Below are 20,612 nucleotides of genomic sequence, written 5' to 3' on the forward strand. Positions count from 1 at the left end.
CCTCGCTCCATCTAACGGAGTGTTTATGGCAGTCAAAGTCCTGGTGGTGGACGATTCGGGGTTTTTCCGCCGCCGCGTCTCGGAAATTCTTTCAGCGGATCCGAATATCCAGGTCGTCGGTACGGCGACCAACGGAAAAGAGGCGATCGATCAAGCGCTGGCCCTCAAGCCAGACGTGATCACCATGGACTACGAGATGCCGATGATGGACGGCATCACAGCGGTGCGGCACATCATGCAGCGCTGCCCGACCCCGGTGTTGATGTTCTCCTCGCTGACCCACGAAGGCGCTCGCGTTACCCTCGATGCGCTGGACGCCGGTGCAGTGGATTTCCTGCCGAAGAATTTCGAAGACATCTCCCGTAACCCGGAGAAGGTCAAGCAACTGCTGTGCGAGAAGATTCTCAGCATTTCGCGCAGTAATCGTCGTGCCAACACCTACAGCGCGCCAGCTCCTGCGCCTTCCAGTGCCAGCACTTACGGCAGCAGCGTGCCTGCGCGTCCGGCAGCGACACCGATTCCGGCGCGTAGCTACGCCCCGACATCGGCCCCGACATCGACGGGCCCGTCCTCGCCAGCGCCGAAACGCAAAGCCTACAAACTGGTGGCCATCGGCACGTCCACGGGCGGTCCGGTTGCCCTGCAGCGGGTGTTGACCCAGCTTCCAGCCAATTTCCCGGCTCCGATCGTGCTGATCCAGCACATGCCAGCCGCCTTCACCAAGGCGTTCGCCGAGCGTCTGGACAAGCTGTGCCGCATCAGCGTCAAGGAAGCCGAGGATGGCGACATCCTGCGTCCGGGACTGGCGCTGCTGGCTCCGGGTGGCAAGCAAATGATGATCGATGGCCGTGGCGCGGTGAAAATCCTGCCGGGCGACGAGCGTCTCAATTACAAGCCGTGCGTGGACATCACCTTCGGTTCGGCAGCCAAGTCCTACGGCGACAAAGTTCTGGCGGTCGTACTGACCGGCATGGGCGCCGATGGTCGTGAAGGGGCGCGTCTGCTCAAGCAGGGTGGCAGTGCGATCTGGGCTCAGGATGAAGCGAGCTGCGTGATCTATGGCATGCCGATGGCCATCGTCAAAGCTGATCTCGCTGACGCGATCTACAGCCTGGACGATATTGGCAAGCACCTGGCCGAGGCGTGCATCTGATGGATGTTTTAAGCCTTATCGGGATCATCATGGCGTTCGTCGCCATCGTTGGTGGCAACTACCTGGAAGGTGGTCACCTCGGTGCCCTGGCCAACGGCCCGGCTGCGCTGATCGTCATCGGTGGGACCATTGGCGCTGCCTTGCTGCAATCGCCGATGAGCGCCTTCAAGCGCGCCATGCAAATCCTTGGCTGGATTCTGTTTCCGCCTCGCGTCGATCTGGCCGGTGGCGTTGATCGCGTGGTGAACTGGAGCCTGACGGCTCGCAAGGAAGGTTTGCTCGGTCTGGAAGGGGTGGCCGATGCCGAACCCGACAGCTACTCGCGCAAAGGCCTGCAACTGCTGGTGGACGGCGCCGAACCGGAAGCGATTCGCAGCATTCTGGAAGTGGATTTCTACACCCAGGAAAGCCGCGACATCGAGGCCGCCAAAGTCTTTGAAAGCATGGGCGGCTACGCGCCGACCATCGGTATCATCGGTGCGGTGATGGGCCTGATTCATGTGATGGGCAACCTGGGCGATCCTTCGCAACTGGGCAGCGGCATTGCCGTGGCCTTCGTCGCGACCATCTACGGCGTTGCCAGTGCCAACCTGGTGTTGCTGCCGATTGCCGCCAAGCTCAAGTCTGTCGCGTTGCGCCAGTCGCGTTATCGCGAAATGTTGCTGGAAGGGATCCTGTCGATCGCCGAAGGTGAAAACCCTCGCTCTATTGAGTTGAAGCTTCAGGGCTTCATGGATTGATGGGGGATATGGATCATGGCTCGTCGCAGGCAACCTGAAGAACATGTAAACCATGAGCGCTGGCTGGTTTCCTACGCCGACTTCATCACGTTGCTGTTCGCATTCTTCGTGGTGATGTATTCGATTTCGTCGATCAACGAAGGCAAGTACAAAGTCATTTCCCAAGCGCTGATCGGGGTCTTTACCGATACCGACCGCGCCCTCAAGCCGATTCCGATCGGTGAAGAGCGACCGCAGACGGTGACCCCGGCCAAACCGCTGGTCAAAGACGCCGAGCAGGTTGACGCAGGTATTGCCGGAGCCAGCGATCCGCTGAAAAGCATCGCCGATGACATCAGCGCGGCGTTCGGCGACTTGATCAAGTCCAACCAGATGACCGTGCGCGGCAACGAGTTGTGGGTCGAGATCGAACTCAACTCCAGCCTGTTGTTCGGCAGCGGCGACGCCATGCCCAGCGACATGGCGTTCAACATCATCGACAAGGTCGCGCATATTCTGAAGCCGTTCGACAACCCGATTCACGTCGAAGGCTTTACCGACGATCAGCCGATCCGTACCGCGCAATACCCGACCAACTGGGAGCTGTCTTCGGCCCGTTCGGCGAGCATCGTGCGCATGCTCGCGATGCAGGGCGTCAACCCGGGTCGCCTGGCGTCGGTGGGCTACGGCGAATTCCAGCCAGTGGCCAATAACGCCACCGCCGAGGGCCGGGCACGCAACCGTCGCGTTGTGCTGGTGGTGTCGCGCAATCTCGATGTACGCCGCAGCCTCACCGGCACCGGAACCGCTAATGCAAAACCGGACGCCGCGTTGAAGCGTGCTGGCACACAAACTGCACCGACCCCGGTCAAGTCGCCGGGACGAGAGAGCGCCGTCAATTCTCCGTCACCTGCATTAACACGTTGAGCTATTTCTCGGTCGACCTTGTCGACCGGGAGGAACAATCCGAATGAGAGTCTGGGCCGTTGCCAATCAAAAGGGTGGTGTTGGTAAAACCACTTCCTCTATCGCTTTAGCCGGTTTATTGGCGGAGGCGGGCAAGCGTGTGGTCGTGGTCGATCTCGATCCGCACGGCTCGATGACCAGCTACTTCGGCTACGACCCCGACACTCTGGAACACAGCAGCTACGACCTGTTCCTGCACAAGGGCAGCGTGCCGCAAGGTTTGCCCGGTCAATTGCTGCTGCCGACCAGTCATGAACATATTTCGCTGTTGCCATCGAGCACCGCGCTGGCCACGCTTGAACGTCAGTCGCCGGGCCAGAGCGGTTTGGGCCTGGTGATCGCCAAGAGCCTTGCGCAGTTGTGGCAAGACTTCGATTACGCCGTGATCGACAGCCCGCCATTGCTCGGTGTGCTGATGGTCAATGCCTTGGCGGCGAGCCAGCAATTGGTGATTCCGGTACAGACCGAGCACTTGGCCGTCAAAGGCCTGGAACGCATGGTCAACACCCTGGCGATGATCAACCGTTCACGCAAAGTGGCGTTGCCGTTCACCATCATTCCGACCCTGTTCGACCGCCGCACCCAGGCTTCCCTCGGGACGCTTCGCGTGCTGCGCGACAAATACCCGGAAGAAATCTGGCAAGGCTACATCCCGGTCGATACCCGCCTGCGTGACGCAAGCCGGGCGGGGCTGACGCCTTCGCAATTCGATGGCAAGAGCCGTGGCGTTCTCGCGTATCGCGCATTGCTCAAGCATTTGCTCGCCGCTCAACTTGTCCCGCAGGTGGCGTGAGATGAATCGGCCGGTGAAAATCACGTCGCGTCCGCAACTCGCGCTCCAGTCTTACCTGGACAGCTTGTTGATGGAGGCGACCGAAGAATTGCCGCTGGAAGTCGAAGCGGTTGCTCAAGTCATCGAAGTCGTTGAAACGGTCGAAGTTGAAGCGGCGCTGGACGAGTTCCAGGCGGCGGTGCTCGAAGAGCAGGCTCGCGATGCGCACCAACCTGCTGTCGTCGCGGCCTCGGTTGCGCCTGTCGTTGAGCCAGCGCCGGTCGCGGTGATCGAAGCGCCGGCGCCGATTCTTTCACCGGTCTCGACGCTCGCGCCGCTGCTGCAAACCCTGGTGCCGCCGGTGGTCGAAGTCCACCTGCCGCCGAGCAACACGCCGCCACCGGTGGAAACCGACGGTCGTCCGTCATGGGCCGCCGAACCGTTCGAATGTTTGCTGTTCGATGTCGCCGGGTTGACCCTGGCGGTGCCGCTGGTGTGCCTGGGGTCCATTTATTCCCTGGCAGGCCACGAGCTGACGCCGCTGTTCGGCCAACCGGAATGGTTTCTCGGGATCCTGCCAAGCCAGGCCGGCAACCTGAAAGTCCTGGACACCGCGCGCTGGGTCATGCCCGACCGCTACCGCGACGATTTCCGCCAGGGCCTGCAATACGTCATTTCGGTTCAGGGTTACGAATGGGGGCTGGCGGTGCATCAGGTCAGCCGCTCGTTGCGCCTGGACCCGAACGAAATCAAATGGAGAAGTCATCGAGGTCAGCGGCCTTGGCTCGCCGGCACGGTGATTGAGCACATGTGTGCGCTGCTGGACGTTTCCGAGCTGGCCGAATTGATCGCCAGCGGCGGGGCAAAGCACATGGGTGGCAGCAAGCCGCTACATAAACCGACATAACAGCCGACATAACAAGTATGCGACGGCATTGTTGAATGCCGCCACACAGAACACACGCCGCCAGAAGCGGTTTTTCGAGGGGTCAGGGTATGAGTAATCAAGCGACGAATGCAAAAGGTTCTGAAGATCCGATCCTGCAATGGGTAACCTTCAAACTGGACAACGAAACCTACGGCATCAACGTGATGCGCGTTCAGGAAGTCCTGCGTTACACCGAAATCGCCCCGGTCCCGGGTGCTCCGAGCTACGTGCTGGGGATCATCAACCTGCGCGGTAACGTGGTCACCGTGATCGACACCCGTCAGCGCTTCGGCCTGATGAATGCCGAAATCAGCGACAACACCCGTATCGTCATCATCGAAGCCGACAAGCAAGTGGTCGGGATCATGGTCGACAGCGTGGCCGAAGTGGTTTACCTGCGTCAGTCGGAAATCGAAACCGCGCCAAACGTCGGTAACGAAGAGTCCGCCAAGTTCATTCAAGGCGTGTGCAACAAGAACAACGAACTGCTGATCCTGGTCGAGCTGGACAAGATGATGAGCGAAGAAGAATGGTCGGATCTGGAGAACATCTGATTGATTCTTGAGGTAGCGGTCATTGTCCTGTTCCTTTTCTGGGCAGGCACGCTGGCAATGTTTCTGGCGTACATTCGCGCTCAACGGCTGCTAGCCGCGCAACAGGCCCAGGGTGATGCACTGCGCGATCAGCGCATCAAGGACCTGGGCAAGCGCGTCGACGACTATCAAAGCGGCAGCGTGCGCATGGGTGAAGCCCTGCACGAACTGCGCGCCGTGGTCAGCCCTCTGCCGGACAAACTGGCCCAGCTGGAGCAGCGTGACCCCTCGAGCCTGTCGTTTGCCCAAGCGGCGCGGCTGGTGGGGATGGGCGCTACCGTTGATGAACTGACTCAGTCTTGCGGGTTGACCCAGGCTGAGGCGGAGTTGATGCGTAAGCTGCATAAGAACTGAGAAAGATCAAAAGATCGCAGCCTCGTTTCACTCGACAGCTCCTACATTGGGATCGCGTACCCCTGTAGGAGCTGTCGAGTGGAACGAGGCTGCGATCTTTTTGCATTCAACACGGAATCAATAGTCATCCCCGCGCTCGGTGACGTCTTTCTCCACCCTCGGCGCATTCGGATCATGCCCCTCTGGAAACTTGCCCTTCAGGTTCCAGGCAAACGCGATGATCTCGGCAATCGTGCGGTACAGCTCCTCCGGGATGCTGTCCCCCAACTCCATCCGCGCCAGCAGTTTCACCAGCTCGGCGTTTTCATAGATCGGCACTTCGTAATCGCGAGCAATCTGCAGAATGGCTTCGGCCAGTTCTTCATCGCCTTTGGCCGTGAGCGTCGGGGCGTGGGTGCCGTCGTATTTGAGGGCGATGGCCTGGCGTGGGGTGTCTGTATTTCTCATGCGGTTTCGTCGACCCAGCGTTGTTCGAGGCGGGTTTGGGTGCCTTGTGGCGGTGCGCCGAGGTGGCAGTCGAGATCGCCGACGTTCAGCCCGCAATCCAGCAGGCGCTGGCGCAGCGCGGCCAGATTGCTTTCGATCAGACTCGCGGTATACGGCCGTTCGGCCCAGAGCTGGCTGGACAGGCTGCCCTTGATTAGCTGCGCCTGAATCTGCAATGGGCCCAGGGGCTCCATGTCAAACGCCAGATCTACACGCCACAGTTGCTGTTTCGGCTCGCGTTCGTCGCGGCGTTCGTGCGGTGGTTCTTTTTCGGGGGCTTCTTCGCGCCGGAACTTGACCTGCAACGGCACGATGTCCTGCAGGTTGCGCATGGGGATTTCCAGCTGCCAAGTGCTAAGCAATCGACCATCGTCCGTCACGCCAGTCTGTTCCAGGCTCGACAGTTGATGGCTTTGCAGGCGCGAAACCGCCGCCGCTGCCAGGCGCAACAAATGCTCCAGATCGTTTTCACCGTCCTGGCTTTGCAGCAGGCGTTCGGGGAGCGGGAAACTGGTCGGTTGCGGTTTGGCGCTGACCTGGCCGAGCATGCCCAAGGCGCTACGCACGAAGCTTGGCATGGTCTGGACCAGCGTATTGGCGGCGATGATCGCGTTGAGAGTGGTATTGGCCGGCAGCCCTGGCGTCAGTTGTGCGATCAGCTTGAGCAGGTCGCCTTTCATGTCCGGTGCCAGCGTCGGGTTCTGTCCGGTCAGCAATTTCGCTTCAAGGAACAGGCCGCTATTGGCCAGCGCTTGAGCGAGGCCTTTGGGCGTACTGAGTTGTTGAACGTCCGGCAAACCCGCCAGCAGTTTTTCCACGGCGCTGCGCAGGTCGCTGGACGTCTGGTCCGATGGTGTCAGGTTTTGCAGCGCGTTGATCAAACCATCCAATGACCCTTGGCGGCTCTGCTGGCTGACCAGTTGCTGGGTGATCGCCAGTTGCTCTTGACGGTTGCTCAATGGCACGAATTTCAGTGTTTGCGTGTCCTGCACCAAGGCGCTCAACAGTGTGCCGATGCGCAAGGGCGTCGGGCTGTCGATGCTCAGCGTACTGCCACTCAACGCGGTGTTGAGCAGGCTCACCATCGAGCGAAACACCGTGGGCTGGCCCGGCACCTGCGGCAGCACTTGCGAGGTCAACACTTTGCCTTGCAGCAAGGTGCCGACCGGCAGTTGCGCCGTGTCGATGCGGGTGAGGGTGGCGACGCTGGACGCGATGGCCTGTTGTACGGTGATCGCCAGGTTACTCGCCGACGGTTGGGTAATCGCCAGGCTGGTGCCTTGGGGCAGCGGTTGGGTGCTGGTGGCTTGAACCGTGGTCTGGCGGCCGCTGTCGAGGGTGACTTTGAGCAACAGTTGAAAGCTCTGATCCGCCTGCTTGAGCGACAGCACTTCGGCCTGGGCGGTCTGGCCGGCGCTGATCAGGCCCGCCATCGGCGTCACTAGCTTGAGCAGGTCGCCACTCACCACCAATGGCCGCGACGTCGCGGGCGTGGTTTGCGGTAGCGGGAGGATGTTCATTTCGCCTGTCATACGCGGTCACAACCTGAGGAAAATGCACTCTTTAGAGTAGGGCATGGCATGTATAATGCCGCCCGTCTTTCGGGGAGTGGCGAAAACATTGCAATTGTTTGACGCAGCTCTCTAGAACAGGCCGCCAATGCATCTATGCTGCATCTCTTTAGCGGCCGCTGTGCCGCCGACTTGAACCGCAAAAGGCCCGTGATCTCTTGACCAGTCCAGTCCTGCAAACCGTTGCCCTCGCTTGTGAGCGAGACCTTCGGCTGCTCTTCGAAAATCTCGATTTGAGACTGGGCAGTGGCGAAATGGTACAAATCAGCGGTCCCAACGGCAGTGGCAAAACCAGCCTGTTGCGCTTGCTGTCCGGCTTGATGCAGCCGACCGCCGGTCAAGTGCTGCTCAATGGCCAACCGCTGAACGATCAGCGTCTTGAGCTGGCGCGCAACCTGCTGTGGATCGGCCATGCCGCCGGGATCAAGGATCTGCTGACGCCGGAAGAGAACCTGAGCTGGCTCTGCGCCTTGCATCAACCCGCGTCTCACGACGCAATCTGGCAGGCGCTGGGTGCTGTCGGCCTGCGCGGCTTCGAGGATGTTCCCTGTCACACGCTGTCCGCCGGGCAGCAACGCCGCGTGGCGCTGGCGCGTCTTTACCTGGACAGCCCGCCGCTGTGGATCCTTGATGAACCGTTTACCGCGCTCGACAAACAAGGCGTGGCGCAACTCGAAGAACACCTGGCCGCCCACTGTGAGCGCGGCGGCATGGTGGTGCTGACCACTCACCATACGCTGAGCCGGATGCCGGCCACCTATCGCGACATTGATTTGGGGAAATGGGCCGTATGAGTGTTTTCGGCCTGTTGGTCGCCCGTGAGGCCCGTCTGCTGTTCCGCCGTCCGGCGGAGCTGGCCAATCCGCTGGTATTCTTTGCAATCGTGGTATCGCTGTTCCCGCTGGCAGTCGGGCCTGAGTCTCAATTGTTGCAAACCTTGTCTCCGGGGCTGGTCTGGGTGGCGGCCCTTTTATCGGTGTTGCTCTCGCTGGACGGGCTTTTCCGCAGTGATTTCGAGGACGGTTCCCTGGAACAGTGGGTCCTTTCGTCGCACCCCCTGCCTCTTCTGGTTTTGGCCAAGGTACTGGCACACTGGGCCTTCTCTGGCCTGGCACTGGTTTTGCTCGCTCCACTGCTGGCGTTGATGCTCGGTTTGCCAACCGCTTGTCTGCCGGTGTTGCTGCTTTCCTTATTGCTCGGTACACCGGTGCTGAGCCTGCTCGGTGCGGTGGGCGCAGCCCTGACGGTAGGATTGAAGCGCGGCGGTCTATTGCTGGCCCTGCTGATTCTGCCGCTGTACATCCCGGTGTTGATTCTCGGCAGTGGCGCCTTGCAGGCAGCCTTGCAGGGCATGCCGGCGACCGGTTATCTCTTGTGGCTTGGTAGCCTGACCGCCCTGGCGATAACCCTGACACCTTTTGCAATAGCTGCTGGCCTGAAGATCAGCGTCGGCGAATAATGAGGTCTGGTCAAAATTTGACCAGTAAAGACCCTGGGCTGCTTGTAATAACGAGCAGCCACCGTGATGGAAACAGTAATGAACTGGACCTGGTTTCATAAGCTCGGCTCGCCCAAATGGTTTTACGGCATCAGTGGCAAACTGCTGCCGTGGCTGAGCATCGCCGCGTTGCTGCTGATTGGCGTCGGCGTCGTCTGGGGCCTGGCCTTCGCGCCGCCGGATTACCAGCAAGGCAACAGCTTTCGCATCATCTATATCCATGTTCCGGCTGCCATGCTGGCTCAGTCCTGCTATGTCATGCTGGCCGTGTGCGGCGTGGTCGGGCTGGTGTGGAAGATGAAACTGGCCGACGTCGCCCTGCAATGCGCGGCGCCCATCGGTGCCTGGATGACCGCCGTGGCGCTGGTCACCGGCGCGATCTGGGGCAAGCCGACCTGGGGCTCGTGGTGGGTCTGGGATGCGCGACTAACGTCCATGCTTATTCTGCTGTTTCTGTACTTCGGTCTTATTGCGCTGGGCAACGCCATCAGCAATCGTGACAGCGCCGCCAAGGCGTGTGCGGTATTGGCGATTGTCGGCGTGATCAACATCCCGATCATCAAGTACTCGGTGGAATGGTGGAATACCCTGCACCAGGGCGCGACCTTCACCCTCACCGAAAAACCGGCCATGCCCGCCGAGATGTGGCTGCCGTTGCTGCTGACGGTGCTGGGTTTCTACTGTTTCTTCGGCGCGGTATTGCTGCTGCGCATGCGCCTTGAAGTGCTCAAGCGCGAAGCCCGGGCGAGCTGGGTAAAGGCTGAAGTGCAGAACAGTCTGGAGGCCGTTCGATGAGTTTTGCTTCATTCGGCGACTTCCTCGCCATGGGGCATCATGCCCTGTATGTCTGGTCAGCCTATGGCATCTGCCTGGCGGTGCTGGTCCTCAACGTTGCGGCGCCGATCCTGGCCCGCAAGCGGTATCTGCAACAAGAGGCGCGTCGTTTGCGCCGGGAGAACGGCAAGTGAATCCGCTGCGCAAAAAGCGTCTTATCATCATTCTCGCGATCCTGGTTGGTGTCGGCGCTGCGGTCGGCCTGGCCTTGAGCGCCCTGCAGCAGAACATCAATCTGTTTTACACCCCGACCCAGATCGCCAACGGCGAAGCCCCGCAAGACACGCGCATCCGCGCTGGCGGCATGGTCGAGAAGGGCTCGCTGCAACGTTCCGGCGACTCGCTGGACGTCAAATTCATCGTTACCGACTTCAACAAATCCGTGACCATCACCTATCGTGGCATCCTGCCGGACCTGTTCCGCGAAGGGCAGGGCATCGTGGCCCTCGGCAAGCTCAACGCTGACGGCGTTGTGGTCGCTGATGAGGTGCTGGCCAAGCACGACGAGAAGTACATGCCGCCCGAAGTGACCAAAGCGTTGAAAGACAGCGGTCAGTCGGCGCCGACACCTGCGAAAGAGGGTTAATTGATGACTTCCGCGATCTTTATCCCTGAACTGGGCCAGTTGGCCATGATCCTGGCGCTGTGTTTCGCGCTGGTTCAAGCCGTCGTGCCGTTGCTCGGCGCCTGGCGCGGTGACCGTTTGTGGATGAGCCTGGCGCAGCCTGCTGCGTGGGGGCAATTCACCTTTCTGGTCTTTGCCTTCGGTTGCCTGACCTACGCCTTCATGACCGACGATTTCTCCGTTGCGTATGTGGCCAGCAACTCCAACAGCGCCTTGCCCTGGTATTACAAGTTCAGCGCCGTATGGGGCGCTCACGAAGGTTCGTTGTTGCTCTGGGCCCTAATCCTCGGGGGCTGGACCTTCGCGGTGTCGGTGTTCTCCCGGCAATTGCCGCAAGTGATGCTGGCCCGGGTGCTGGCGGTGATGGGCATGATCAGCACCGGTTTCCTGCTGTTCCTGATCCTCACGTCCAACCCGTTCGCACGGATCCTGCCGCAGATTCCGGCGGACGGTCGCGACCTCAATCCCTTGCTGCAAGACATCGGCCTGATCGTTCACCCGCCGATGCTCTACATGGGCTACGTCGGTTTCTCCGTAGCCTTCGCGTTCGCCATCGCCGCGTTGCTCGGCGGTCGTCTGGATGCGGCGTGGGCACGCTGGTCCCGTCCTTGGACCATCGTCGCCTGGGCGTTCCTCGGTATCGGCATCACGCTCGGTTCATGGTGGGCCTACTACGAACTCGGCTGGGGCGGCTGGTGGTTCTGGGACCCGGTGGAAAACGCCTCCTTCATGCCTTGGCTGGTGGGCACCGCGCTGATTCACTCCCTGGCGGTCACGGAAAAGCGTGGCGTGTTCAAGAGCTGGACGGTGTTGCTGGCCATTGCCGCCTTTTCGCTGAGCCTGCTCGGTACGTTCCTGGTGCGTTCCGGCGTGCTGACCTCGGTTCACGCGTTTGCCTCCGACCCTGAGCGCGGCGTGTTCATCCTGATCTTCCTGCTGTTTGTGGTCGGTGGTTCGTTGACCCTGTTCGCCCTGCGCGCTCCGGTGGTGAAGAGCCATGTCGGCTTCAATCTCTGGTCCCGGGAAACCCTGTTGCTGGGTAACAACCTGGTGTTGGTGGTGGCGGCGTCGATGATCCTGCTCGGCACCTTGTATCCGCTGATTCTCGATGCAATGACCGGCGCCAAGCTGTCGGTCGGTCCGCCGTACTTCAACGCGCTGTTCGTGCCGTTGATGGCGTTGCTGATGGTGGTGATGGCTGTCGGCATGCTGGTGCGCTGGAAAGACACCCCGGTCAAATGGCTGATGAGCATGCTGACCCCGGTATTACTCGGCAGCGCCGCGTTGGCGGTGGTGGCCGGTGTCGCTTATGGCGATTTCAACTGGGCGGTGATTGCGACGTTCATGCTCGCGGCCTGGGTATTGCTGGCCGGTGTGCGCGACATCCTCGACAAGACTCGCCACAAAGGCCTGATCAAAGGCCTGCCGACCCTGACCCGCAGTTATTGGGGCATGCAAATCGCGCACTTGGGCATCGCTGTCTGCGCCCTCGGCGTCGTGCTGTCGAGCCAGAACAGTGCCGAACGCGACTTGCGCCTGGCCCCGGGCGAGTCCATGGACCTGGCCGGTTATCACTTCGTGTTCGAAGGCGCCAAGCACTTCGAAGGCCCCAACTTCACCTCTGACAAAGGCACCATTCGGGTAATCAAGGGCGGCAAGGAAGTCAGCGTGCTGCACCCGGAAAAACGCCTCTACACCGTGCAGAACTCGATGATGACCGAAGCCGGGATCGACGCCGGTTTCACCCGTGACCTCTACGTTGCACTGGGCGAACCGCTGGGCGATGGCGCTTGGGCGGTGCGCGTTCACGTCAAACCGTTCGTGCGCTGGATCTGGTTCGGTGGCCTGCTCACAGGTTTCGGCGGGTTGCTGGCAGCGCTGGACCGGCGTTATCGGGTCAAGGTGAAAAGCCGCGTGCGTGAAGCGCTTGGCATGACTGGAGCCACTGCATGAGACGTTGGTTGATGCTGTTGCCACTGGCGATTTTTCTGGTGGTGGCTGTTTTCCTTTATCGCGGGCTCTATCTGGACCCGGCCGAGTTACCCTCGGCAATGATTGGCAAGCCGTTCCCTGAGTTCTCCCTGCCAGCGGTGCAGGGCGAGAAGACCCTGACCAAGGCCGATATTCTTGGCAAACCGGCCTTGGTCAACGTCTGGGGCACTTGGTGCATTTCCTGCCGGGTCGAGCACCCGGTGCTGAACAAACTGGCCGAGAAGGGCGTGGTGATTTACGGGATCAACTACAAGGACGTCAACGCCGACGCCTTGAAGTGGCTGACCGAATTCCACAACCCGTATCAGCTGGACATTCGTGACGACGCCGGCTCCCTCGGGCTGAACCTTGGCGTTTACGGTGCTCCCGAAACCTTCTTCATCGACGCCAAAGGCATCATCCGCGACAAGTTTGTCGGGGTGATCGACGAGCAGGTCTGGCGCGAAAAACTGGCGACCAAGTACCAGGCACTGGTCGACGAGGCCAAGCCATGAAGCGCTGGATCACTGCGGCCGTACTGGGCTTGAGCATGGCTGGCGTCGCCCACGCGGCCATCGACACCTATGAGTTTGCCAAAGAAGCGGATCGCGAGCGTTTTCGCGAGCTGACCAAAGAACTGCGTTGCCCCAAGTGCCAGAATCAGGACATCGCCGATTCCAACGCACCGATCGCCGCCGACCTGCGCAAAGAGATTTTCCGCATGTTGGGCGAGGGTAAGGACAATCAGCAGATCATCGATTTCATGGTCGATCGCTACGGTGATTTCGTCCGTTACAAACCCGCTCTGAACGCCAAGACAGCCTTGCTCTGGTTCGGCCCGGCCGGCCTGCTGCTGGGCGGTTTCGTGATCATCGCCGTGATCGTCCGCCGTCGTCGCGTGCAACGCGCTGACACCAAGGATGAGCTCTCTGCCGAGGAGCGTGAGCGCCTCGACCACCTGTTGGATAAAAACCAAGAATGATTGATTTCTGGCTCGCTGCAGGTCTGCTACTTCTGGTTGCCCTGAGTTTTCTGTTGATCCCCGTTCTGCGTGGCCGTCGCGCGCAGCTTGAAGAGGATCGTACTGCCCTAAACGTTGCGCTGTATCAAGAGCGCGTGGCTGAGTTGCAGACTCAGCAGGAAGAGGGCGTTCTGGACACTGCGCAGATGGACACCGGGCGCGCTGAAGCCGCCCGTGAGTTGCTCGCCGACACTGAAGGCGTCGAGGCACCGAGGGTGTCGCGCCTGGGCAAGCCATTGCCTTTGCTGGCGGCGATTCTGGTGCCGGTCCTGGGCCTTGGCCTGTACCTGCATTTTGGTGCCAGCGACAAAGTCGAACTGACCCGCGAATTCTCCCAGGCGCCGCAGTCGATGGAAGAAATGACCCGGCGTCTGGAACGCGCGGTCGCGGCTCAACCGGAATCGGCCGAAGGCTTGTACTACCTCGGTCGCACCTACATGGCTCAGGACCGTCCGGGCGATGCTGCCAGGATCTTCGAGCGCACGGTGAACCTGGCCGGTCGTCAGCCGGAACTGCTCGGCCAATGGGCGCAAGCCCAGTATTTCGCCGATGGCAAAAAATGGTCGGACAAGATTCAGGCATTGACCGACGAAGCGCTCAAGGCCGATCCGAAAGAAGTCACCAGCCTTGGCCTGCTCGGTATCGCTGCGTTTGAAAGCCAGCGTTATCAGGATGCCATCGACTACTGGAATCGCCTGCTGGCGCAACTGCCGCCGGAGGACAATTCCCGTGCGGCGCTGCAAGGCGGGATTGCCAGGGCCACCGAGAAGCTCGAAGCCGGCGGCGGCAAAGTCGCCCAGGCGCCAGCGGCCAAGGCGGCTGCGCTGCTGAAAGTCACGGTCGATCTAGCGCCAGCACTGAAGGCCAAGGTTCAGCCCGGCGACAGCGTGTTCATTTTCGCCCGTGCCACTTCAGGGCCACCGGCGCCACTGGCCGCCAAACGCCTGACCGTGGCCGACTTGCCGGCAACCGTCGAACTGGGCGATGCCGACGCAATGATGCCGCAGTTGAAACTGTCGAACTTCCCTGAAGTCCAACTGGTTGCGCGCATTTCCCGCGCCGGCCAACCGACTGCCGGCGAATGGATCGGTCGTAGCCAGCCCCTGGCCAGTAGCACCAACGCGCCGCAAAAACTGACCATCGACAGCCCGGACAAATAGCCGTCCGGGACAATTAACAGGAAGCACCGCCATGACCGCCATCGCTCGTATCACCCTGCTCAGTCTGGTCCTGGGGCTGAGCGCCTGTGCGGTCCAACGGCCCGAGCCGACGCGGCTGCCGCCGATCCCGCCTTCGCAGCCCAGCACCAAACCGGCGCCATCGACGGTACCAGGCAAATCGACCACCCCGAGCAAACCGGCCAAACCACTGCCACGCACCTCCGCCAGCTTCGCGCCGCCTCCGGGCGGCAACAGCCACTGGGATCCCAAGATGGGCGTGTACGTGCTCGACGATCAACCCAACACCTTCTACCGCCAGCGCACCTACTACCGCTGGAACAACGGCTGGAGCCGCTCGGTCAGCCCTCACGGGCCATGGGAAGAAACAGACATCCATGGCGTACCAGGTGGATTGGGCAGGCAATTCGGGCAGTAAATGAAAACGGCGATCTCAGGATCGCCGTTTTGCTGTTTGGGGTCTGAGAGTTTCAGAGAATGGACTGATAAGGATTCAACGCATTGACCGACTTGATCAGGCCTTGGCGTAGCAGAAGATCAAGATAGGTTCTGACATCCATCGGCGGCATCTTCAACTGCTGTCGCTGGCGCTGCGCCGCCTCACTCGTATCCTGTCCTTAACGCTTGTGCCTGCTCGGCAAGAAGCATCATTGCTTGCTCGCTGGCAGTGTCGCGCCGGTTTTTATAGTCCATCAAATCGGCAAAGCGCACACGTCGGTGCTTGCCGGTTTTGTGGTAGGACAAGTCGCCGGATTCGAGCAGTTTGATCAGGTGCGGACGTGAGACGTTGAGCAAGTCAGCCGCCTCCTGGGTAGTCAGTTCTGCGTGAATCGGGACCACTTTTACCGCGTTGCCCGCGGCGAGCTCAGCCAAAATGTCGACAAGCAGCCGCAGTGCCGAGGTCGGGAGCTCGACACTGTGAGCTTCGTTCTGCTCGTCGAAAATCTGGATGCGCTGAGTGTCGAATTGAGTGGCGAGATAGGCCGCCAAGGCACGCTGCCCCTCGACGGCTGCCTGGACTTCGCGTTCCATTGGCAAGGTGATCGGCGGGTGGATGACAGGTGGCATGGCGGTTTCCAATATTCTGAATAATCGAAGCACGCAGGCTATTCGAATTAATCGAAAATCGCAATAAACGAAATAATCGAAACGTCAGCTCGTTTTTAACAACGCCCCCCGGACGGGTGCAGTCAGTCAGAACGCGGCTTTGCCTATCGAAGATCCGCCGTCGACAAACAACGTTTGTCCGGTGATAAACCCGCTCTGCTCCGACAACAAGAACGCAATCGCCGCAGCGATCTCCTGAGGCTGCCCCAAACGCCCCATCGGTACACCCGCCAGATACCGTGCTTCACCTTCACTGCCCGGTGGATTGTTCGCCCGAAACAGTTCCGTTTCCGTTGGCCCCGGCGCTACCGCGTTTACCGTCACGCCGGTTTGTGCCAGTTCCAGCGCCCAGGACCGGGTGAAGCTGATCAACGCCGCTTTGGCCGCTGCATACGCGGTGCGCTGAGTGATACCAAGCACCGTCAAACTGGAGATGTTGACCACCCGACCCCAACCCTTGGCGCGCATGTTCGGCAGCAGCGCCTGAGTGGCCTGCAACGCCGAATGCAGGTTGACCCGCATCACGTCATCGAAGGTGTCGAGATCGATTTCACCCAGCACTTGCGGGCGGACCAGTCCGACGTTGTTCACCAGTCCGTCGAACTCGTAAGTCCTGGCCAGGTCCGTCAATACCTCCTGGGTCAGCGTTCTGTCGCCCAGGTCCAGCGGAAACAGAATCCCGGGAAAGCTCAGGTCGGGCGTTCGGGCAATGCCGACCACCCGATGCCCGGCGCGGTCCAGATGCTCGGCCACTGCCCGACCAATGCCTTTGCTGGCACCGGTAATGAGAAAGGTACGTCGAGTCATTTCACGCTCCTTGAAAGAACATGCCGCCGGATCAGGCCGCGTTTGAAGGATCAGCTGCGAGTCGCATCCAGCATCGCTTCAGGCTTTGGGCGTTGAGTGTAATCCGGGTTGACCTCGGCGTAACGAATCACACCGCGCAAAAGGATTCATTCAGGGGAATGCCGTGTCCCACATAAACACCCTGTAAAACAACCGCGCGTCCCAATCCGGCTTTTATGCTTGAGGAAAAATAACTCTAGGGTTACTTTTTTGAGCCTGAACAAGGAGGCGAGCCGGACTGTACTGCCTGGGAGCCAGTTATGCAGGAGATCCATAATGCAATATCCAATCTGTATCGAGTGGGGCGACGAGAACACCGCCATCGGTATTCAGATCCCCGATATTCCAGGCGCCGTAACGGCCGGGGATACGTTTGAAGACGCCTATAACGCGGCAATCGAAATTGCTCACATCATGCTTCAGGAGATTGCGGCGGACGGAGAGTCGATACCTATGCCGACCTCAGCGGCTGTTCACCGTGGGAACCCTGATTTTGCCAACATGGGTTGGGGCATGCTGGAACTGGACATCGCGCCGTACATGGGCAAAACCGAGAAGGTAAACGTCACGCTTCCCGGTTATGTGATCCAGCGCATTGACCGGTATGTACGTGAGCACAATGTCAAAAGCCGTTCCTCCTTTCTGGCAGATGCGGCGATGGAGAAATTGGTTCGGCACTGAGTGTCTGTCGGATGCGTTGCAATCGCGGGCTGGTTGGATCGCCCGCGAAGCTTTTGTCGCCTTAAGCCGTCACCAGCGATGCTTTGTGCGAAACACTCAAGAACCGCAACAACGCCAACAACGGGAACGCGCTGCCCACGATCACGATCCATAACCAACCGCCTTGCTCATATACCGCGCTGGCCACCGATGAACCAAACGCGCCGCCGATGAAGATGCTGGTCATGTACAGCGCATTCAAGCGGCTGCGGCTTTTGGCGTCGAGGGCGTAGACCGCGCGTTGGCCGAGGACCATGTTCATTTGTACGCAGAAGTCGAGCACCACGCCGGTGACCGCGAGGCCGATAACGCTGTAGGCCGGATGGATGAAGGCTGGCAGAAAACTCAGGCTGGCGAACAGCAGGGCCAGCAATGACGCGATGCGCGTGTGGCCAGCGTCGGCCAGTCGACCGGCAATGGGCGCGGCGATGGCGCCAATGGCACCGACCAGGGCGAAGATCGCGATCTGGGTTTGCGACAGGCCATGATTGCGCGCCAGCTCCAGCGGCACGGCGGTCCAGAACAGGCTGAACGTGGCGAACATGCAGCCCTGGTAGAACGCGCGTTGACGCAACACCGGTTGTTGGCGCAACAACGTCCACAGAGAGCCGAGCAACTGACCATAGGACGCGCTGTGATCAGGCTGGCGCTTGGGAATGGTCAGCGCCAGCACAACGCTGATCGCGGCCATCAACACCGCCGCAATCACGAACATCGCACGCCAGCCGAAATGGTCAGCCACGACACTGGACACCGGCCGCGCCAACAAAATGCCCAGCAGCAAACCGCCCATGATCCCGCCGACCACACGGCCGCGCGACTCTTCGGGCGCCAGGTGCGCGGCCAGCGGAATCAGTATCTGCACCGACACCGAACTGAACCCCACCAACAGCGAGATCAGCAAAAACACGTTTGGCTGATCGGTGAACGCAGCCCCCAACAGGCTGGCAATCGCCACCACGGTGGTGATGATCATCAGGCGGCGGTTTTCCAGCAGATCGCCCAGCGGCACGAGGAAGAACAGACCCAGCGCGTAACCGATCTGGGTCAGCGAAACAATCAGGCTGGCCATTGTGCTGGTCAGGCCGATGTCCGGCGCGATCAGGCCAATGATCGGCTGGGCGTAGTAGATGTTGGCCACAATGGCGCCGCAGCAAAAGGCGAACAGCATCACCATGCCTTTGGTCATTGTCGCGGTGCCGTGGGGCACCTGGGTCGCTGGGTTCATAACGAGTCTCGCTGAACAGAAGAGGATGCGCGCAGGCTAAACAGGTATCGAATTGGGCAGAAGAGGGTTTGAAGTGATAGCAATCATTCCTTTGCGGAATGAGTGACGGACGCCTGTAGTGTCCGTCGATGAGCCTTGCGTCAAAACATTGAGGTCTGATGATACATTCACTTACATCCTGTTCGATAGCGTGCTTATGTTCTCCCTCACGTTTCATAACCGGAAGGCACTTCCATGAATGCGATGTTTCGTCACTTTGTTCGCGGCGTTTCAGCTCTCACCTTGATCGGCTTGTTCACGGCGGGCGTGGCCCAGGCTGCAGACGCACCGGGCATGCGCATCGGCGTGCGGGGCGAGATCACCGGGGTGAGCCCGGATGCCTTGAAAGTTCACGTCAACAGTGGTGAAAACGTGGTCATCAACCTGACCCCGGACACCAAGGTCCGCGCCGTCACCCTGGCCAATATCGAAGACATCAAGCCCGGCAGCTACATTGGTACGGCGGCGATACCGCAGGACGACGGCACTTTAAAGGCGCTGGAAGTCCATGTCTTCCCACCGGAACTGGCGGGCAGCGGCGATGGGCATCGGCCGTTCGATCTGGTCAAGGGCAGCAGCATGACCAATGGCAGCGTGGGGGATCTGGTGGTCAGCAACGGCCGGATCCTGACCGTCAACTACAAGGGCGGGCAGCAGAAAATTCTGGTGCCGGAGGACGTGCCGATCGTGAACCTGGTGCCAGGCGATCGCAGCTTGTTGAAGGTCGGGGTGAAGATCGTCACGTTCGTCACCCAAAGTGCAGACGGGACGCTGACCGCGCAATCGATCTCGGCGGGCAAGGAGGGTGTTACGCCACCGATGTAACGGTACATCGAGGAATGAACTCACCACTGATCGTTCCCATGCTCTGCGTGGGAATGCCTCATTGGACGCTCTGCGTCCGCTGTTGGGACGCGGAGCGTCCCGGGCTGCATTCCCACGCAGAGCGTGGGAACGATCAGTCAGTGTTGGGCTCAGGAATTACTGGCCGTTGTAAATCTGATCAAAGATCCCGCCATCATTGAAGTGGGTCTTCTGCACGTTGCGCCAGTCACCGAAGGTCTTCTCTACCGAGAGGAAATCCACTTTCGGGAAGCGGTCGGTGTACTTGGCCAGCACGGCCGGATCACGCGGACGCAGGTAGTTTGCCGCTGCAATCTCCTGGCCTTCCGGGGACCACAGGTACTTCAGGTATTCCTCGGCCGCGGCGCGGGTGCCTTTTTTGTCGACGGTTTTGTCGACCACGGACACCGGCGGCTCGGCTTCGGCGGAGACACTTGGGTAGATCACTTCAAACTGGTCACGGCCAAACTCACGGGCAATCATTTCCGCTTCGTTTTCGAAGGTCACCAGCACGTCGCCGATCTGGTTGGTCATGAAGGTTGTGGTCGCTGCGCGGCCACCGGTATCCAGCACCGGTGCTTGCTTGAACAGTTTGCCGACGAAGTCTTTGGCCTTGTTTTCGTCGCCGCCATTCTTCAGCACGTAACCCCAGGCCGAGAGGTAGGTGTAGCGGCCGTTACCCGAAGTCTTCGGGTTCGGCACGATCACTTGCACGCCGTCCTTGAGCAGGTCGGGCCAGTCTTTCAGGGCTTTCGGGTTGCCTTTGCGGACGATGAACACGGTGGCCGAGGTAAACGGTGCGCTGTTGTTCGGCAGGCGGGTGACCCAGTTGTCCGGAACCAGTTTGCCGTTGTCCGCCAAAGCATTGATGTCAGTGGCCATGTTCATGGTGATGACGTCAGCCGGCAGGCCGTCGATCACCGAGCGCGCCTGTTTGCTGGAACCACCGAAGGACATCTGCAGAGTGATGTTTTCGTTGTGCTCGGCTTGCCAGTGTTTCTGGAACGCAGTGTTGTAGTCCTTGTAGAAATCGCGCATCACGTCGTAGGAAACGTTGAGCAGGGTCGGTGCGGCCTGAGCCACGCTGGTCAGTGCCAGGCCAGCGGCCAGAAGTGAGGCGCCAAAGAGTTTTTTCACTGCGCATTCCTTGTTCTAATTTA

25 protein-coding genes are annotated in these 20,612 nt (G+C 60.2%); 19 read left to right on the forward strand and 6 right to left on the reverse strand.

Translation table 11 applies throughout. The features are described from left to right. Positions 1 to 25 precede the first annotated feature (25 nt). The 7 genes from K5K95_RS16880 (at position 26) to K5K95_RS16910 (ending at position 5,485) form a co-directional block, all read left to right on the forward strand. On the forward strand, positions 26 to 1,153 hold the full coding sequence (locus K5K95_RS16880) for a chemotaxis response regulator protein-glutamate methylesterase (protein WP_222585254.1): 1,128 nt from the start codon (positions 26 to 28) through the stop codon (positions 1,151 to 1,153). Next, the gene (locus tag K5K95_RS16885; protein ID WP_208671866.1) at positions 1,153 to 1,893 is read left to right on the forward strand and encodes a flagellar motor protein; all 741 of its coding nucleotides are present in this window, start codon (positions 1,153 to 1,155) and stop codon (positions 1,891 to 1,893) included. Before K5K95_RS16880 ends, K5K95_RS16885 begins: the two co-directional genes overlap by 1 nt. A 15-nt stretch (positions 1,894 to 1,908) precedes the next feature. After that, positions 1,909 to 2,799, forward strand: coding sequence for a flagellar motor protein MotD (motD, locus tag K5K95_RS16890; protein WP_222585255.1), 891 nt, complete (start codon positions 1,909 to 1,911; stop codon positions 2,797 to 2,799). A gap of 43 nt (positions 2,800 to 2,842) precedes the next feature. Further along, the gene (locus tag K5K95_RS16895; protein WP_090181574.1) at positions 2,843 to 3,631 is read left to right on the forward strand and encodes a ParA family protein; all 789 of its coding nucleotides are present in this window, start codon (positions 2,843 to 2,845) and stop codon (positions 3,629 to 3,631) included. 1 nt (position 3,632) lies between these two features. Continuing rightward, positions 3,633 to 4,517, forward strand: a complete 885-nt coding sequence (locus K5K95_RS16900) for a CheW domain-containing protein (RefSeq protein ID WP_222585256.1) — start codon at positions 3,633 to 3,635, stop codon at positions 4,515 to 4,517. Positions 4,518 to 4,606: 89 nt separating this feature from the next. Then, positions 4,607 to 5,092, forward strand: coding sequence for a chemotaxis protein CheW (locus K5K95_RS16905; protein WP_008155806.1), 486 nt, complete (start codon positions 4,607 to 4,609; stop codon positions 5,090 to 5,092). After that, on the forward strand, positions 5,093 to 5,485 hold the full coding sequence (locus tag K5K95_RS16910) for a DUF2802 domain-containing protein (protein WP_222585257.1): 393 nt from the start codon (positions 5,093 to 5,095) through the stop codon (positions 5,483 to 5,485). It abuts the gene before it with no gap. 117 nt (positions 5,486 to 5,602) lie between these two features. On the opposite strand, the gene K5K95_RS16915 is transcribed toward K5K95_RS16910, so the two are convergent. Together K5K95_RS16915 and K5K95_RS16920 are read right to left on the reverse strand one after the other, a co-directional pair. Next, positions 5,603 to 5,932 carry an EscU/YscU/HrcU family type III secretion system export apparatus switch protein gene (locus K5K95_RS16915; protein ID WP_222585258.1) on the reverse strand — a complete coding sequence of 110 codons (330 nt, stop codon included), beginning with the start codon at positions 5,930 to 5,932 and terminating at the stop codon, positions 5,603 to 5,605. Further along, positions 5,929 to 7,503: a flagellar hook-length control protein FliK gene (locus K5K95_RS16920; RefSeq protein ID WP_222585259.1), complete on the reverse strand. Its 1,575-nt coding sequence runs from the start codon at positions 7,501 to 7,503 to the stop codon at positions 5,929 to 5,931. Before K5K95_RS16920 ends, K5K95_RS16915 begins: the two co-directional genes overlap by 4 nt. 197 nt (positions 7,504 to 7,700) lie before the next feature. Between K5K95_RS16920 and ccmA the strand changes: the two genes are divergently transcribed. The 10 genes from ccmA to K5K95_RS16970 all read left to right on the forward strand — a co-directional run bounded on the left by ccmA (position 7,701) and on the right by K5K95_RS16970 (position 15,087). Further along, positions 7,701 to 8,336 (forward strand): cytochrome c biogenesis heme-transporting ATPase CcmA, encoded by a 636-nt coding sequence (ccmA, locus tag K5K95_RS16925; RefSeq protein ID WP_222585260.1) that lies wholly within the window; start codon positions 7,701 to 7,703, stop codon positions 8,334 to 8,336. After that, positions 8,333 to 9,001, forward strand: a complete 669-nt coding sequence (gene ccmB / locus K5K95_RS16930) for a heme exporter protein CcmB (RefSeq protein WP_090188533.1) — start codon at positions 8,333 to 8,335, stop codon at positions 8,999 to 9,001. The genes ccmA and ccmB overlap by 4 nt, the downstream gene beginning before the upstream one ends. A gap of 78 nt (positions 9,002 to 9,079) precedes the next feature. Further along, the gene (locus K5K95_RS16935) at positions 9,080 to 9,835 is read left to right on the forward strand and encodes a heme ABC transporter permease (protein WP_090181584.1); all 756 of its coding nucleotides are present in this window, start codon (positions 9,080 to 9,082) and stop codon (positions 9,833 to 9,835) included. Continuing rightward, positions 9,832 to 10,008, forward strand: a complete 177-nt coding sequence (ccmD, locus tag K5K95_RS16940; protein ID WP_027922383.1) for a heme exporter protein CcmD — start codon at positions 9,832 to 9,834, stop codon at positions 10,006 to 10,008. Before K5K95_RS16935 ends, ccmD begins: the two co-directional genes overlap by 4 nt. Further along, a complete protein-coding gene (gene ccmE / locus K5K95_RS16945; protein ID WP_054596313.1) occupies positions 10,005 to 10,460 on the forward strand; it encodes a cytochrome c maturation protein CcmE in 456 nt (151 codons plus the stop codon). Before ccmD ends, ccmE begins: the two co-directional genes overlap by 4 nt. 3 nt (positions 10,461 to 10,463) lie before the next feature. Then, positions 10,464 to 12,452 carry a heme lyase CcmF/NrfE family subunit gene (locus tag K5K95_RS16950; protein WP_208671873.1) on the forward strand — a complete coding sequence of 663 codons (1,989 nt, stop codon included), beginning with the start codon at positions 10,464 to 10,466 and terminating at the stop codon, positions 12,450 to 12,452. Next, positions 12,449 to 12,985, forward strand: coding sequence for a DsbE family thiol:disulfide interchange protein (locus K5K95_RS16955; protein WP_222585261.1), 537 nt, complete (start codon positions 12,449 to 12,451; stop codon positions 12,983 to 12,985). Before K5K95_RS16950 ends, K5K95_RS16955 begins: the two co-directional genes overlap by 4 nt. After that, a complete protein-coding gene (locus K5K95_RS16960) occupies positions 12,982 to 13,452 on the forward strand; it encodes a cytochrome c-type biogenesis protein (protein WP_222585262.1) in 471 nt (156 codons plus the stop codon). The genes K5K95_RS16955 and K5K95_RS16960 overlap by 4 nt, the downstream gene beginning before the upstream one ends. Next, positions 13,449 to 14,651: a c-type cytochrome biogenesis protein CcmI gene (gene ccmI, locus K5K95_RS16965; RefSeq protein ID WP_222585263.1), complete on the forward strand. Its 1,203-nt coding sequence runs from the start codon at positions 13,449 to 13,451 to the stop codon at positions 14,649 to 14,651. The genes K5K95_RS16960 and ccmI overlap by 4 nt, the downstream gene beginning before the upstream one ends. A gap of 31 nt (positions 14,652 to 14,682) precedes the next feature. Next, positions 14,683 to 15,087, forward strand: coding sequence for a hypothetical protein (locus tag K5K95_RS16970; RefSeq protein ID WP_222585264.1), 405 nt, complete (start codon positions 14,683 to 14,685; stop codon positions 15,085 to 15,087). A gap of 182 nt (positions 15,088 to 15,269) precedes the next feature. On the opposite strand, the gene K5K95_RS16975 is transcribed toward K5K95_RS16970, so the two are convergent. Together K5K95_RS16975 and K5K95_RS16980 are read right to left on the reverse strand one after the other, a co-directional pair. Then, positions 15,270 to 15,737 (reverse strand): helix-turn-helix domain-containing protein, encoded by a 468-nt coding sequence (locus K5K95_RS16975; RefSeq protein ID WP_090181594.1) that lies wholly within the window; start codon positions 15,735 to 15,737, stop codon positions 15,270 to 15,272. 126 nt (positions 15,738 to 15,863) lie between these two features. After that, on the reverse strand, positions 15,864 to 16,583 hold the full coding sequence (locus K5K95_RS16980) for an SDR family oxidoreductase (RefSeq protein ID WP_222585265.1): 720 nt from the start codon (positions 16,581 to 16,583) through the stop codon (positions 15,864 to 15,866). 315 nt (positions 16,584 to 16,898) lie between these two features. Between K5K95_RS16980 and K5K95_RS16985 the strand changes: the two genes are divergently transcribed. Further along, on the forward strand, positions 16,899 to 17,303 hold the full coding sequence (locus K5K95_RS16985; protein WP_208671878.1) for a type II toxin-antitoxin system HicB family antitoxin: 405 nt from the start codon (positions 16,899 to 16,901) through the stop codon (positions 17,301 to 17,303). Positions 17,304 to 17,364: 61 nt separating this feature from the next. Here the strand turns inward: K5K95_RS16985 and K5K95_RS16990 are convergent, their stop codons facing one another. Next, positions 17,365 to 18,570 carry an MFS transporter gene (locus K5K95_RS16990; RefSeq protein WP_222585266.1) on the reverse strand — a complete coding sequence of 402 codons (1,206 nt, stop codon included), beginning with the start codon at positions 18,568 to 18,570 and terminating at the stop codon, positions 17,365 to 17,367. Between the two features lie 234 nt (positions 18,571 to 18,804). Here K5K95_RS16990 and K5K95_RS16995 point away from each other — a divergent pair, with 234 nt between their 5' ends. Then, a complete protein-coding gene (locus tag K5K95_RS16995) occupies positions 18,805 to 19,434 on the forward strand; it encodes a DUF5666 domain-containing protein (RefSeq protein ID WP_222585267.1) in 630 nt (209 codons plus the stop codon). 156 nt (positions 19,435 to 19,590) lie between these two features. On the opposite strand, the gene K5K95_RS17000 is transcribed toward K5K95_RS16995, so the two are convergent. After that, the gene (locus K5K95_RS17000) at positions 19,591 to 20,589 is read right to left on the reverse strand and encodes a sulfate ABC transporter substrate-binding protein (RefSeq protein WP_222585268.1); all 999 of its coding nucleotides are present in this window, start codon (positions 20,587 to 20,589) and stop codon (positions 19,591 to 19,593) included. Positions 20,590 to 20,612 lie beyond the last annotated feature (23 nt).

The organism is Pseudomonas sp. DR48, assembly GCF_019823085.1.
Taxonomy (GTDB): Bacteria; Pseudomonadota; Gammaproteobacteria; order Pseudomonadales; family Pseudomonadaceae; genus Aquipseudomonas.